Consider the following 15,444-nt stretch of genomic DNA (forward strand, 5'->3'; position numbering starts at 1 on the left):
CCATGCCGTGGACGGTCCTGCCCGGCCTGCCCCTCCCCCTCTCCGACGGTTTCCTGCGGGCGCGGCCGGACCGCCCGAAAGCGGGGGCAAAAGCGGGGGTTCATGGCTTCTGAAGCACCGCGGGCCGCTGCTGCGGTGGGTGCGGGCCGTTGGTCCGCACTGCTCCTGCCTTTAAAGAGCCAACCCACCGCGCTCGCGGGGTGATGGGAGGGCAGCGGGGGCCGGGCGGGGCAGGACCGTCCGCGGCATGGATGCCGCGGCCGAGCCTACAGGGACGTACTTGCGGCGTGTCCTGCACCGTCCGGCCCCCGCTGCCCCACCCGACACCAAGCGGGCGCAACGCTTTCCTCAGTATTCCTACCCACCCATTCAGCAATACCTATTGATAGGAATGAAATTAGTAGTATCCTATCTATCTCTTATGGACCGACCCCTCGACGAGCGCACCGTGCTGCAGATGCAGCTCAGCTCCGGCCTGCTGTACGCAGGGCGGCAGTGGCAGCGCCTGGCCGACAGCCGGCTCGGCAGCTACGGCATCTCCACCGCCTGCACCATGCCCCTGCTGATGATCGGCCGCTCCGGCGGTGGCATCCGCCAGGTGGCGCTGGCCCAGCAGCTGGGCATGGAAGGTCCTTCCCTGGTGCGCCTGCTGGACAAGCTGTGCGCCAGCGACCTGGTCCGCCGCGAGAGCGACGCCAGCGACCGCCGCGCCAACCTGCTGTGGCTGACCGACGCGGGCCATGCGCTGGTCAGCGAGCTGGAAGACCAGTTGATCGGCCTGCGCCAGGACGTGTTCGGCGAGCTTTCCATGGATGAACTGCACGCCGTGCTGAAGGCATGGCGCCTGCTGGCCGAGGCCGCCGACCGCATCACGTAAGACCGCTGCCCCCGAATACCGCCGCTGCCGTGCACACGCCAGCGGCTTTTACCCGTTGCTGTTGTTTCGTTGTTCCTCCCCTCCCCCACCTCGCCCCCGCCCCTACCGATGCCCGGTGAATTCAGTCTCCACGGAGTGTTCGTCCCGACCCTGCTCGGGCTGATGTTGTTGGCCTACCTGGTCAACAGCGGCCTGCACGCGCTGCTGCAGCGTGCCGGCGCCTATCGCCACGTATGGCACCCGGCGCTGTTCAACCTGGCCCTGTACGGGATCGTGCTTGGCCTGCTGTTCCACCTCCTGCGTTGGATGCAATCGTGAACAAGATCGTGAAGAAGACCCTGCCGGTGCTGCTCACCAGCGCAGCCGTGATCATCGCCCTGCTGGTGCTGCGCCAGCTGTGGGTCTATTACATGGATGAGCCGTGGACCCGCGATGCCCATGTCGGCGCCGACGTGGTGCAGGTGGCGCCGGACGTGTCCGGGCTGGTGGAAACGGTGCAGGTGGCCGACAACCAGGCGGTGAAGAAGGGTGACCTGCTGTTCGTGGTCGACCGCGCCCGCTACCGCATCGCGCTGGAGCAGGCCCGCGCCAACCTGGCCGAGCGCCAGGCATCGGTGGCGCAGCTGCGCCGCGAGATCGGCCGTGACCGCAGCCTGCAGGACCTGGTCGCCGCCGAGGACGCCGAAGTGCGCCGCGCCAAGCTGCAGGCCGCACAGGCTGCGCTGGCCACCGCACAGGCGGCGGTCGACCTGGCCGAGCTCAACCTGGGCCGCACCGAAGTGCGCGCACCGGCCGATGGCCGGGTCAACGACCGCACCCTGCGCGTGGGCGACTACGTGGTAGCCGGCAAGCCGGTGCTGGCGCTGCTGGATACCGGCTCGTTCCGCATCGATGGCTACTTCGAGGAAACCCGCCTGCGCGGCGTGGCCCCGGGGCAGCGCGTGGACATCCGCCTGATGGGCGAGTCGGCCCCGCTGCGTGGCCATGTGGAGAGCATCGCCGCCGGCATCGAAGACCGCTACCGCAGCAACGGCAGCACCCTGCTGCCGAACGTGACCCCGGCCTTCGACTGGGTGCGGCTGGCACAACGCATTCCGGTGCGCATCGCCATCGACGAAGTACCCAAGGGCGTGGAACTGATCGCCGGCCGTACCGCCACGGTGACCGTGGACACCGGCCGCCATCCGCACAACGACAAGGCCGGCACTGCGCCGACACAGGCGGGCCTGTGAACGCCGCCCTGCCCCGTCTCGGCCTGATCGTTGCGCTGGCCAGCCTGGCGGCCTGCAAGACCGTCGGCCCGGATTACGCCCTGCCGGAAGGCTCGGCCTTCAAGCGCCCGCAGGCCAATGCGGCCTTCATCGATACGCAGAACCCGCAGGTGGCCGCCAACCAGGCGCTGCCCGACCGCTGGTGGTCGCTGTACAACGACCCGGTGCTGGACGGCCTGATCACGCAGGCGCTGCGTGACAACGTCGAGCTGAAGGCCGCCGATGCACACCTGCGCCGTGCCGCGGCGGTGTACGAGCAGGCGCTGGACGCCGGTGGCTTCGAGTACGAGGCCGAGGCCGGGGTCAGCCGCGCGCAGCTGTCGGCCGAATCGTTCCTGCAGGAGCACGAGCTGCCGGTGATCAACCTGGCCGATGGCAAGTTCGCGGTCAGCTACCAGTTCGACCTGTTCGGCAAGCTCAAGCGCGGCGCCGAGGCAGCGCGTGCCGACGAGCAGTCCGTTGCTGCCGCGCGCGACCTGGCCCAGGTCAGCGTGGTCGCGCAGGTGGCCGACAGCTATCTGGAAATCTGCCACGCCAACCACGAGCTGCACGTGGCCGAACATTCGCTGCAGCTGCAGCAACGCAGCCGTACGGTCACCGAGCGCCTGATCGCGGCTGGCCGTGGCACGCCGCCGGAACTGGCCCGCGCCAATGCCCAGGTCGCGCTGCTGGAAGCCGCGCTGCCGCCGCTGCGCGCGCAGCGTTCCGCGGCCGCCTATTCGCTGGCCGCCCTGCTCGGGCAGACCCCGGGCCAGCTGCCGGCCGGCGTGATCGACTGTGCACACGCCCCCGGCCTGGCGCAGCCGCTGCCGGTCGGTGATGGCCGTGCACTGCTGCAGCGCCGCCCGGACGTGCGCCAGGCCGAACGCAAGCTGGCTTCGGCCACCGCGCGGATTGGCGTCGCCACCGCTGAGCTGTATCCGGACATCCGCCTGGGGGCCTCGCTCGGTGCCGCCGGCCTGCTGGAGGATTTCGGCACGCCGATGACCCAGCAGTGGTCGATCGGCCCGCTGATCTCGTGGACGCTGCCGTCGTCCGGCACGCACGCACGCATCCACGCTGCCGAAGCGGGCGCCGATGCGGCCCTGGCCGAGTTCGACCACACCGTGCTGCAAGCGCTGCGCGAGACCCAGACCGCGCTGGACCGCTACGCGCAGGACCTGCGCCGGCTGCAGTCGCTGCGCACTGCGCAGGAACAGGCCGCATTGGCCGCCGAGCAGAACCGCCGGCTGTACCAGGGTGGCCGCACGCCGTACCTGTCCAGCCTGGATGCCGACCGCAGCCTGGCCACCAGCGATGCCACCCTGGCGGCCGCCGAAGCGCAGGTCTCGCGCGACCAGATCCATCTGTTCCTGGTGCTGGGCGGTGGCTGGCAGGCAAGCACCACCGCGCCCAACGCCTCGACCGCAGCGAAGTAAACCATGAACGCGCTGACCGACCGCCAGGCCTGGCTGTTCTCGATCAAGACCTACCTGGCCGCAGTGGCCGCGCTGTACATCGCCATGGCCGGCAACCTGTCGCGCCCGTACTGGGCGATGGGCACGGTGTACATCGTCAGCCAGCCGCTGCTGGGCCCGACCCGGGCCAAGGGCGTGTACCGCATCGTCGGCACCCTGGTGGCCGGCCTGGCCACCCTGCTGGTGCTGCCGGCGCTGGTGGAGACGCCGCTGGTGCTGAGCGCGGCCATGTCGATCTGGCTGGCCGGCTGCCTGTTCATGGCCCTGCTCAACCGCGGCCCGCGCGGCTACGCGTTCCTGCTGGCCGGCTACACCACCGCCTTCATCGGTTTCCCTGCGGTGACTTCGCCGGAGACCATCTTCGACACGGTGGTGGCACGCAGCGAGGAGATCATCCTCGGCACGGTCGTGGCGGTGCTGGCCGCTTCGCTGCTGTTCCCGGCCTCGGTACGCCCGATGCTGCGCGCGCGCATCGGCAACTGGATGGAGGACGCCGCGCAGTGGTGCCGGCAGATCCTTGAACGTGGACGCGCGCACGCGCCGCGCAACCGGCTGGCCGCCGACCTGGTGCAGTTCGAGGCACTGATCGAATTCCTGCGCCGCGATGATCCGCGCCATGCCGGGTCTGCGGTGTCGATGGAGCGCCTGCGTGAGCGCATGCTGCTGCTGTTGCCAGTGCTGTCCTCGATTGCCGATCGCCTGAGTGCGCTGCGCAGCGACGGCCAAGCCCTGCCCGAAGGGCTGCCGGCGCTGGTCGATGACATCCACGATTGGCTGGATGGCCCAACCAACGCCAGTGAATACGCCCGCCTGCGCGCGCGCATCAGTGCCCTGAAGCCGCAGGTGGACCGCGACCTGCAGCATCTGCAGCTGGCCAGCCTGCTGCTGCGCCTGGAGGAACTGGTGGACCTGTGGCAGGACTGCCGCACCCTGCAGCACGCCATCGACCACGGCACCGCGCCGCTGGACCGCGCGCATTACCGCATCCGTACCGAACGCGTGGCCGCCGACAAGCACGTCGACTACGGCATGGCGCTGTTCTCCGCGCTCAGTGCCGGCGTGGCACTGATGAGCTACTGCGTGCTGTGGATCGCGCTGGGTTGGGAGGGCGGTGGCAACGGCGCGATGATGGCGGCCGTGACGGCGGCGTTCTTCGCCGCGCAGGACGACCCGGCACCGAGCATGGTGTCGTTCCTGGTGTGGGCCATGGTCGCCTCGGTGGTGGCCGGCGTGTACCTGTTCGGCGTGTTCCCGGCCGTGCACGACTTCGGCTTGCTGGCGCTGGTGCTGGCGGTGGCGTTCCTGCCGCTGGGGCTGATGCTGCACCACCCCAAGAGCGCGCTGTTCGCACTGCCGCTGACGGTGAACCTGGCCGCGCTGCTGAGCCTGCAGAACACCTACAGCGCCAACATCCAGACCTTTCTCAACTCGTCGATCGCGATGTTCATCGGCATTGGCTTTGCGGTGGTGATGACCCGCCTGTTCCGTTCGGTGGGTGCCGAGTGGACCGCGCGCCGGCTGGTGCGGCAGGGCTGGACTACGCTGGCCGAGGCCGCCGAAGGGCGCGGCCAGCAGGACCGCCAGCGCTTCGCCGCACGCATGCTCGACCTGCTGGGCCTGCTCGCGCCGCGCCTGGCGGCGACGCCGGAGGGCAGCGACATCGCTTCGGTGGACATGCTCAATGAAGCACGCATCGGCCTGAACATCCTGCAGCTGCGCCGCGCGCGGCTGGAACTGCCCGAGCGCAGCCGCGAGGCGGTCGAGCACATTCTTGAGGAGGTCGCCGTGCACTACCGGCGGCAGATTGCCGCACGCAAGCCGATGGTGGCGGCCGACGCATTGCGCGAGCGGCTGGATACCTCGCTGGGACGGGTCGGCAGCGTGGCCGCCTGCAAGGCGCGCGACGAGGCGCTGATGGGCCTGATCGGCCTGCGCTTCGCGCTGTTCCCGGAGGCGAAGGCGCTGGCGCCGGGCCTGGCCATGAGTGCGGCCGAACAGCCCTAGCGCGATACCCTGTGCGTCCACAGCCCCCGTTGCCGGGGTCGGATCCTTCGCCGCCGGCGAAGGCGCTGACCCCTGCTCTGCACAGGAAGCTCCAATGAGTTACGACATGATGGTGTTCGAGGCCAGCGCCGCGCCACGCGAGGCGGCAGCCTTCATCGCCTGGTTCGAGAAGCAGACGCAGTGGAACGAGCGCCACGAGTATGACGACCCGGCGGTCAGCAGCCCGGCGCTGCAGGCGTGGTTCGCGGAGATGGCGCAGGACTTCCCGCCGTTGAACGGCCCATTGAGCAACGACGATGACGACCGCGCCGAGGTGACCGAGTACAGCATCGGCCAGCAGGTGATCTACGGTGCGTTTGCCTATTCGGTGGCCGAGCGTGCGCATGGACGCGTGCAGGACCTGGCCGAAAAGCACGGCGTGGGCTTCTTCGACGTGAGTGCCGATGAAGCGGCGATCGTGTTCCCGGATGGGCTGGTGCTGATCGCGGAATAGGTGCGGCGGCAGGGCTGCGCCCTGCACCTGCCAAGGCAACGTCAACGTCAAAAGCGGGTATTCCTTGGGATGGCGGGGTGGGTCCGGTTGAGGGGGACGCCGTAAACCCATCCATGGGGGCTTGGTCGCGGCATCCATGCCGCTCACACCCCCTCAACCGGACCCACCCCGCCTTCGACAGTTTCCTGTGATCTGTCGGCACGGCGTTCTGCTCTGGTGGGTGTCGACCTTGGTCGACACGGTAGATCCACGCCATGCGTGGATGAACGTCGGAATGATCGAAGTACGCTTTTGTAGAGTCGAGCCATGCTCGACTGCTTTTGCCTGGCGATCAGGTGAAGGGGTCAGAGCCCGTTCCCGGTGGGAACGGGATCCGACCCCGATTCAGAACAACTGGCCCTGCACCGTGGGCTGTTCGAGGCGCGCCGGTGCTTCGGCCACCGCTTCCGCACCCAGCCGCCAGGCCAGGCCACCCAACCGGCTGGCGTGGCGTTTCAATGCGGCCTGCAGCACCTCTGCGCTGCCCGCCACATGCAGCACCTGGCGGGCGCGGGTGAGGCCGGTGTAGACCAGTTCGCGCGACAGCACACGGCTGTCCTGGCGTGGCAGCTGCAACCACACTTCATCGAACTCCGAGCCCTGTGCCTTGTGCACGGTCATCGCAAAGGCGCTTTCGTGCGCGGGCAGTGCCGCCGGGTGGAAGGCGCGCGGCTGCTCGACGGTGTCGCCGGGGAACCAGGCCACCATCGCGCCGCTGCGGTCGCGCAGGCAGATGCCGATATCGCCGTTGAACAGGCGGTGCCGGTAGCTGTTCTCGGTGACCAGGAGCAGGCGGCCCTGGAAGTAGCCCGGGGTGTTGCCGGCCAGCAGCTGTTCGATGCGGCTGTTGAGCCCGCGCGCGCCCTGCGGGCCTTCGCGCAGCGCGGTCAGCACGCGCAGTCGCCCGGCCTGCTGCAGGGCAAGCACCGGATCGGCGGCGTCGGCCAACGCACGCCAATGGCCCAGCAGGTGCTCGCGCTGGCCGCGCAGCGGGTCTGCCTCACCTTCATTGAAATGCACGCCTGCCAGTTCACCGCCGCGCAGCAGCTGCAAAGCGGCGACGGCGTCACCCTCGCGCACGGCATCTGCCAACGGGGCCAGCACCAGTGCATCGCTCTGCCGGTACCCTCGTTGCAGCTGCACGCGGCGGCCGGCGAAGGTGTTCGGTTCGGCCTGGGGCTGCAGCGTGGACGGCGCCAGCAATCCACGCAGCGCCTGCGCGTCATCGGCGCGGGTGCCGATGCCATCACCGCTGGCACGCAGGATCGCACTGAGTACGTCGCCGGCCTCCACCGACGGCAGCTGGTCGGGATCGCCGAGCAGGATCAGCCGCGTGCCGCTGGCGATCGCATCGACCAGCTTGGCCATCATCGGCAGATCGATCATCGAGGCTTCGTCGACCACCACCACGTCCACCGGCAGCGGATTGTCGGCGTGGTGGCGGAAGCGCGGCGAATCCGGGATCACGCCGAGCAGGCGATGCAGGGTGGTGCCGGAACTGGGCAGTGCCGCGCACAGCGCCGGGTCCACGCCGTGCTCCTGCAGGCGCTGCACGGCCAGCCGCAGGCTCTCGGCCATGCGTTCGGCGGCGCGCCCGGTGGGCGCGGCCAGCGCCACCTCGGGCAGCGGCTGGCCAGCGTGCCGGGCCTGTGCGGCCAGCAGCAGCAACAGCCGCGCGATGGTGGTGGTCTTGCCGGTGCCGGGCCCGCCGGTGACCAGCGCCAGCGGATGGCGCAGGGTCACGCCGGCGGCGCGTGCCTGGTGATCCTCGCTGCCCAGTGCCTGCGGGAACAGCTGCGCGAACAACGGTGCCAGCGCGGCCATGTCCGGTGCCGGCAGCGGATGCCGGCCGATGCGCTGCAGCCCGGCCGCCAACTGCCGCTCGTACTCGCGATAGCGGCGCAGGTAGAGCAGGCCGTTCTCCAGCACCAGCGGCGCATCCTCGGCGATGGCATCGGCCTGCTCCGGCGTCGCTACCCAGGGCGATGCGCGCAGCTGCGCCAGCCAGTCCTGCGCGGCAGGCCACTCGGGCACGCCGTCCAGCAACCGCTGCGGCTGTGCCGGATCAAACCCGGCGTGGCCCTGCGACACCGCCAGCGAGGCGAGCGCGGCCGCCAACGCCACACTGTCCGGCGTGTCGCCGCGCAACCGCTGCAGGCTGGTCGCTAACGCGTGATCGAGGGTGCGCAGCAGGCCCTTCTGGTGCAGTTCCTTCAGCAGGCTCATGCGCTGGCCCCACGGGCACGTGCGGCCAGTTCGGCCTGGGCCTGTTCGCCACCTGCGAACAGTGCGTCGAGTGCATCCACCAGCGCGAACGGGAAGCGGTCCACATGCACGCCGTTGCCGGCAGCATCCAGGCCGCGGCAGAACAGGTAGCGGATGCCCCCCATGTCGCGCTCGTAATCGTAGGCCGCGCCCAGACGGAAGCGCAGCCAGCGATGCAGGGCCACGGTATAGATCAGCGCCTGCAGGTCGTACTCGCTGTGGCGCATGGCAATGGCCAGCAGGTCCGGACTGTAGCCGGGCAGCCGGTTGGATTTGTAGTCGAGCACGTACCAGCGCCCGTCGCGCACGTAGGTCAGGTCGATCATGCCGGTCATCAGCCCTTCCAGGCGGCGGCGCTGGCCGAAGCCGCGACGCGCACTGGAAACCCCATGTGCATGCAGCAGCTGCAACAGCGCCGGTACCGTGGTCGGTTCGATGGCGAAATGGAAGTCGATTTCCGCGCGCCGCTCGCCTTCGCCCAGGCTGTGCAGCGCACCGCCCTCGGGCAGTGGCACGGTGAGCGTGTGGCCGACCAACGGCACCAGCACCGCCACGCCATCGTCCAGGTCGACGTCGGCATAGCCTTCATCGTGCAGCGCCTTGCGCAGCACCTCGGCCTGGCCCTTGGGCGCTTCCAGGCCCGGCTGCCAGCCCCCCCACGCAGCGAAGTCGACGTTCTCCATCGCCTCGTGCAGCACGTTGCCGAAGCGGCTGCCCATGAAGCGCGGGTCGACCGGCGGGCTGTCTTCGACGGCGGCGGGTTCCGGCAGCGCGGGCTCCAGCGGCAGTTCCGGGCCCGCGGGTTCGTCGGCGGCGGGCGCCGGCAGCTCGGTGGCGGCGGCTTCAATATCACTGCCAGCGCCCGCGTCGGCATGCGCCAGCTGGGTGAAGCTGTATACCCACCAGTCGTGCGGCACGCGCCGGGTCAGTGCACGCACTGCCGGAAGATCCCCTTCCACTTCGGCCGCCAGCTGCGGCAGCGCGGCCACTGTCTCACTGTCATCGATGTGCACGTCGGCGTGCGCGCGCAGCGCCTGCAGGTCGCCCAGCAGCGGCGCCAGGCGCGTCTTGCCAAGCCCGGCCAGATCACCCACGGCGATCCACAGCGCATGCTCGGCGCGGGTCAGTCCCACATACAGCAGGCGCGCATCCTCGGCCCGCTGCTCACGCTCGCGCTGTGTGCTGGCCGCTTCCCAGGCCTCGTCCCTGTCCAGCTTCCAGTGCAGCTGGCGCTGGCCATCGACGTGCACGGTGCAGTGCGAGGCGGTGTTCGGTGCGCCGCCGTCGATGCCGACGAAGGGCAGGAACACCAGCGGATACTCCAGGCCCTTGCTCTTGTGCAGGGTGATGATCTGCACGCGGCGTGCATCCGATTCCAGGCGCAGCAACTGCTGCTCGTCATCCTGGTCGGCGCTGGCCATCTGCCCCTGCAGCCAGTCCAGCAGGCCATGCATGCCCAGCGCCTGCGCCGAGGCTTCCTGCAGCAGTTCGCCCAGCTGCAGGTAGTTGGTCAGGCGGCGCTCGCCGTCGATCAGCGCCAGCAGGCGTTCGCCGTGCGCGGCACAGACATCGGCGATCACCGCGAACGGACCACCGCGCTGCCAGCGCTCGCGCCAGTGCAGCAGCTGCGCCTGGAACCCGCGCTGCAGGTCGCCCTCGCGCTCCATCGCCGCGATCGCACTGGCCCGCTGGCCCAGCAACACCGTGGCCAGCGCTGCACGCAGGCGGCCTTCGTCTGCCGGTTGCAGCAGCGCCAGCAGCAGCGCGCGCAGATCACGTGCCTCACTGGTGGCGAACAGGCTCTGCTTGCCCGCCGCCACTGCGGGTATGCCAACCGCAGCCAGCGCGCGCTGCACCAGCGTCGCCTCGCGATGCGAGCGCACCAGCACCGCGATATCACCAGGCTGCACCGGGCGCCCACGCAACACCGCTTTGCCCGCACGCGCCTCGACCAGGGCTTGGTGGATCGCAGCGACGCAGGCCTGGGTCGCTGCCTCACGCGAGGCATCGGCACTCATCGCCTTGTCACCCCCGCTGCGCAGCACGCGCAGGGTGAGTGCCTTGGCGGCGTGGCCGTCGTGCAGATAGTCCTCATCGGTGCGCACGCCACCGGGACGCACCGGCTCGAACTGGATGTCACGCTCGAGGAAGGCGTCCTCACCCCCGTTGTCGTACAGCGCCTGCAACGCGCGCAGCACTGACGGTCGCGAGCGGAAGTTCTGGTCCAGCACCGGCGCCTGCTGCGCCACCTGCTTGGCCTTCAGGTAGGTGTGGATGTCGCCGCCGCGGAACCCGTAGATCGCCTGCTTGGGATCGCCGATCAGGAACAGCGCCGGTGCCAGGCCGAGTTCGCGCACCTCCGGCGAATTGCCGAACACGGTGTGGAAGATGTTCCACTGGCGATCATCGGTGTCCTGGAACTCATCGACCAGCGCAATGCGGTACTGCGCGCGCAGCTGCCTTACCAGCGGCAGCCGCTGCGGGCCTTCCAGGGCCAGTGCCACGCCATCGATCAGATCGTCATAGGTCTGCACCCGGCGCGTGCGCTTCAGCGCCTGCAGGCGCTGCATGGCTTCGGCGCGAAGCGCGTGCAGGAAATTCAGCGCGGTACCACGCAGCCAGGCATCGCGTTCGGCCAGCAGCGCGACATAGCGCGCCAACGGCACCTGCACTGGCGACGACGGCGTGCGGTCGGGGAACTTCTTGTTGGTCTTGTCGGCCAGCACCTCCGGCAGCAGTGCCGGCAGGCGCTCGCTGGCCAGCAGCTCGCGCGGGTCGCCCCGCTCGGCCCAGGCCAGCAGCTGCCGGCCCAGCGTGTGCAGCCAACCCAGCTTGTAGGACACCCCGTTGATCCACTTGTTGTCGACGGCATCGCAGAGGTCGATGAAGAACTGCTCGCCATGCCCGCGCAGCGCCTGCTGCAGTTCGGTGGCGGCGGCCTGCAAAGCCGGCTGTGGATCGGCCAGCGCCACCGGCCGCGGCAACGGGTGCAGAGGCGGCGCAGCCAGCAACGCGCGCAGATCGGTGGCCAGCGCGTCAGGGTTGGACCACAGCCAGGTCAGCGGCTCCAGCGCGGCCGCGTCGTTGGCGTGCACCCGCCACAGATCGGCCGCCAGTTCCTCCAACAGCTCACGGTCGCTGGCCAGTAGTTCCGGCGGATCGAAGGTATGGCCGCTCTCCAGCGCATGCTCGCGCAGCACGCGGGTGCAGAAGCCGTGGATGGTGAAGATCGACGCCAGGTCGATCTCATCGGCGGCCACCTGCAGGCGGCGCTTCAGTGCGGCGGCGCTCTCGGTGCCCCCCTGCAGATGGCGCTGCAGCACCTGGCGGGTCAGCCTCGTGTCCGGTGCTTCGCCCTCGGGCGGTTCCAGATCGACCAGGCGCGCGGCCAGCGACAGGCGCTCGCGGATGCGCTTGCGCAGTTCCTGGGTGGCGGCATCGGTGAAGGTCACCGCCAGGATCTGGCCGATGCGCAGGCCCTGCTCCACCACCAGGCGGGTGAACAGCGTGGCCAGGGTGAAGGTCTTGCCGGTACCGGCGCTGGCCTCGATCAGGCGGATACCATCCAGCGGCAGGGCCAGATAGGGATCGCCCGCCATGCGCTGGGAGTCCTCATCGACGATGGCGGTGCTCATGTGCTGCCCTCCTGGCGTGCATCGGCGCCAAGGGTGCGGCCTTCGCGCACCGCGCTGAAGACCACCTGGCTGTTGCGCAGCAGATCGGCATAGCCGGCGTCGGTGGCAAATGGATCGGCACCGCGCAGCAGCAGCTGCCAGGCGTCGCTGCTGGATTCACCCCAACTGCGGTCGCTGCCGTGCCACTGCTTCCAGCCTTCGCTGCGCTGCTTTTCGGCCGGCGCGTTGTACAGCACCCAGCCGGTGTAGGGGGCAAAGCGCAGCGGTTCACGCAGTCCGCGTTGGCGCAACTGCAGCAATGCGCGCAATGCCGCGCGTGCAGCAGGAGCGCTCAGTGCCGGCAGTACATGCGGGCCGGGACCGGCGTCGCCGCCATCATGGAACTGCACCAGCGGCAGGGCATCGCCGGCAGCGTTGGCCAGCAGCCAATCCAGGCCCTGGCGGATCACCGCAGTGCCATTGAGGGTGCCAGCGCGCAGGCGCACCAGCCCGTCGGGGTGTCGATCGGCCACACGGCCATGCAGGCGCACGCCATCGATCTCCACTTCATAGCGGCGGCTTTCCAGCGGCTCGCCCCGCATCCAGCCCAGCAATGCACTGGCATACGGGCGGGTCTTCAACTGCTCCACCTCGAACTGGCGCTCACCCAGGGGGCCCGACGGCAGCAGGCCACGCGCGCGCAGCCGCGGATACAACGGCTCGGTATCGCCACTGAGCGTGGCGCGTACCACCGCCGCCTGCACGCTGCGCTTTTCCGGCCCGCGCGAGGACAGCACCAGCGGTTCCAGGTCATCGACCTCCTCGACATCGTCGGCCAGGCGCAGGCCCAGCGACTGCGCCAGGAACTGCCCGGCCGGATCGCACAGGAAGCGGCGCAGGGTATCGAGTGCAACGTCGTCTTCCACCGCATCGTCGAGCGGCGGCAACGCGGCATCGAACCACGGCTGCAGGCCTCCGCGCGCGCCGGTGAGGCGACCGGCGGCCGGATGCCATTGGCGGCGATAGCTGAAGCGGCGTGGATCACCGTCACCGAACGCCGCCGGAGAGAACGGCTGCAGTGCGTGGCGCACGGTGAAGTCGCGGACCGCCGCAGGCGGATCGAGGTGATACGCAGCGGCGGCATCGATCAGTTCACTGACCAGCACCGACGGCTCACGCGCGCTGCCATCGCGCGGATCGGCACCGAGGTAGCTCAGGTAGAACACCTCCTGCGCGGCGGCGAACAGCTGCAGGAACAGGAAGCGGTCGTCTTCGCGGGTGGAGCGGTCGCCGGGCCGGCGGCGCGGCGTGTCCAGCTCGGCAGTAAGCTGGTTGAGACCGGCAGCCGGGTCACGGCGCGGGAAATCGCCATCATTGAGACCGAGCACGCAGATCACCCGGAACGGCAGCAGGCGCATCGGCACCATGCGGCCAAAGCTGATGCCACCGGTCAGCAGCGGCGCGCGCGTATCGGCCTCGCCCAGTGCTCCGGCGAAGTGCGCGCGCACGACCTCCGGCGGCACCCCGTCCGTGAAGCCGGCCTTGGCGGCATCATCGGCGAACTGGTTGAGCAGCTTGCGCAGGCGCTCCAGGGCACGCTGGCTGTTGGGCGAACTGGGCGCAGTCGGCAGCAGCGCGTCCAGCAGCGACAGCAGGCGTTGCCGCCACTGCGCCGGCGTCAGCAGTTCGCCGAGGCGGCGCTGGTAGACCGCCAACACGCGCAACAGGCGCAGCAGCCGGTCCAGGGCTTCCAATGCGCCGCCCTCCAGCTCGATCCACGGGGCAACACCGGCCAGGTCGGCCTCGCTGCCGGTGGCATGACCGAGCACCAGGCGATCCAGCGCGAACTGCCAGGTGTAGGCGTCGTCGGCCGGGGCCTGGTGCTGGTTGCGGTGCTTCGCATCCAGGCCCCAGCGCGCGCCAGCCTGCTGCAGCCAGCCATGCAGGCGATCAAAGTCCACCGCCTCCAGCCCGGCCGCTTCGGCCAGCGGCGCGCTGGCCAGCAGGTCCAGCACTTCGTTCAGGCCGAAACGCGAGACCGGCAGGCCCAGCAGGTGCACGAACACGTCGGCCAGTGGCTCGCCGGCGAGCGGACTGCTGTCGGCCAGCGCATAGGGAATGTGCTCGTCCTCGCCCCCACGGCCGCCGAACACTGCTTCCAGATACGGCACATAGGGGTCGATGTCCGGTGCAAGCACGGCGATCTCCCGCGCCTGCAGCGGCGGGTCGAAGCGCGGGTCCTGCAGCAGGCTGCGCAGCTGGTCGTGCAGCACCTGCAGTTCGCGCAGGCGGGTATGGCAGGCATGCACCTGCAGGCTGGGATCGTCGCTGCGCAGCCCGTCGCGCAGCTCGCCCGAGGGCAGCGCACGGCGGTGGAACAGATCGCGCTGCAGGCGATGCAGCAGGCTGTCGGACAGTCCACCTTCGGCCAGCGTCGGCCGGGTGTCGTCCTCCGGATCCGAATACGCGGCAATCTCGCCGGCCGGGTGCACCACCTCGTAACTGCCCAGCACCGCCATGAAATCGCGCCCGGCCGCGCCCCAGGCTTCCAGCAGGCGGTTCTCACCGGCCGCTTCACCGAAGGGATCGGGCGCGCCGCTGCGCAGGCGCTCGGCCAGCGTCTGCAGGTCACCCCAGTACGACTGCACCGGCGTGGGCATATAGAAGTGCAGCTCGCCCACCCGCGCCTGGGTGGCCATCACCCGCAGCACATCGGGCGAGATGTTGAGCGTCGCGAACGCGGACATGCGTGGTGGCAGGCCCTGCGGCAACGGCTGGCCGGCGCCCTCGAAGCGGTCCAGGTAAGCCTGGATGCGGCGCGCGCGGTAGTCGTGGCCAGCGGCGATGCTGCGCCAGAGGATGGCCTGCGGGTCGGCCGGGTCGGCGCCGGCCTCCCAGCGCAGCAGCCAGTCGCGGCGCCAGGCCTGGTACTTCTCGAACACCGACGCCAGTTCACCGGCCAACGCCCACGGCTTCAATGCATCGCTACCGGCAAGATAGGACTGCAGCGCGCGCATCGGTGGCTGCGCCAGCAACGCCGGGTCGCGCAGTGCCTGGTACACCTTCCAGTGCAGGCCGGCCGCGTCCAGGTCGTCGCGTTCGCCGGGCACATTGGCGTTGAGTGCACGGGCAACGAACTCGCCCGGGGTCAGGAACTCAAGATTGGCGGCCACGCCATATTCGGCAGCGAGTGTTGCTTGCAGCCAACGCCGCATCGCCACCTGCGGAATCAGCACCACCTCCGGCGCCAGCAGCGGCTGACCCGCAACCGGCGCACGCACGTTGCGCGCCAGCAGCGCGGCCAGCACGTCCAGGGAGTTGGAATGGTAGAGGCGGAAATCGCTGCCCGGGTCACTCATCATGCACAGTGTGCAGCACGGCAGGCAGTATTCAATGGCCGGCCCATCGCCGGTACGGATTGTTC

General features: G+C 69.7%; 9 protein-coding genes. 6 read left to right on the plus strand and 3 right to left on the minus strand.

Annotated features, from left to right (window positions below; all coding sequences use genetic code 11):
• Positions 1-421: 421 nt before the first annotated feature.
• From AC5P5W_RS12580 to AC5P5W_RS12605, 6 genes are all read left to right on the plus strand, one after another.
• Positions 422-877, plus strand: a complete 456-nt coding sequence (locus tag AC5P5W_RS12580) for a MarR family winged helix-turn-helix transcriptional regulator (protein ID WP_012481667.1) — start codon at positions 422-424, stop codon at positions 875-877.
• 108 nt (positions 878-985) lie between these two features.
• Positions 986-1,195 (plus strand): DUF1656 domain-containing protein, encoded by a 210-nt coding sequence (locus tag AC5P5W_RS12585; protein ID WP_010487502.1) that lies wholly within the window; start codon positions 986-988, stop codon positions 1,193-1,195.
• Positions 1,192-2,109, plus strand: a complete 918-nt coding sequence (locus AC5P5W_RS12590) for an efflux RND transporter periplasmic adaptor subunit (protein WP_049442557.1) — start codon at positions 1,192-1,194, stop codon at positions 2,107-2,109. Before AC5P5W_RS12585 ends, AC5P5W_RS12590 begins: the two co-directional genes overlap by 4 nt.
• On the plus strand, positions 2,106-3,566 hold the full coding sequence (locus AC5P5W_RS12595) for an efflux transporter outer membrane subunit (RefSeq protein WP_495221187.1): 1,461 nt from the start codon (positions 2,106-2,108) through the stop codon (positions 3,564-3,566). The genes AC5P5W_RS12590 and AC5P5W_RS12595 overlap by 4 nt, the downstream gene beginning before the upstream one ends.
• Before the next feature lie 3 nt (positions 3,567-3,569).
• Complete coding sequence (locus tag AC5P5W_RS12600; RefSeq protein ID WP_111205876.1) at positions 3,570-5,609, plus strand: FUSC family protein; 2,040 nt, start codon at positions 3,570-3,572, stop codon at positions 5,607-5,609.
• A gap of 94 nt (positions 5,610-5,703) precedes the next feature.
• Positions 5,704-6,102, plus strand: coding sequence for a hypothetical protein (locus AC5P5W_RS12605; RefSeq protein WP_111205875.1), 399 nt, complete (start codon positions 5,704-5,706; stop codon positions 6,100-6,102).
• Positions 6,103-6,486: 384 nt separating this feature from the next.
• Here AC5P5W_RS12605 and recD read toward each other — a convergent pair whose 3' ends face one another.
• From recD to recC, 3 genes are read right to left on the minus strand one after another with little or no spacing between them, the layout of a single operon-like run.
• On the minus strand, positions 6,487-8,367 hold the full coding sequence (gene recD, locus AC5P5W_RS12610; protein WP_197574247.1) for an exodeoxyribonuclease V subunit alpha: 1,881 nt from the start codon (positions 8,365-8,367) through the stop codon (positions 6,487-6,489).
• Positions 8,364-12,041, minus strand: coding sequence for an exodeoxyribonuclease V subunit beta (recB, locus tag AC5P5W_RS12615; protein ID WP_197574248.1), 3,678 nt, complete (start codon positions 12,039-12,041; stop codon positions 8,364-8,366). The genes recD and recB overlap by 4 nt, the downstream gene beginning before the upstream one ends.
• Positions 12,038-15,382 (minus strand): exodeoxyribonuclease V subunit gamma, encoded by a 3,345-nt coding sequence (recC, locus tag AC5P5W_RS12620; protein ID WP_197574249.1) that lies wholly within the window; start codon positions 15,380-15,382, stop codon positions 12,038-12,040. Before recC ends, recB begins: the two co-directional genes overlap by 4 nt.
• Between the last annotated feature and the right edge of the window lie 62 nt (positions 15,383-15,444).

Source organism: Stenotrophomonas sp. YJH_SMC_123 (assembly GCF_059368215.1).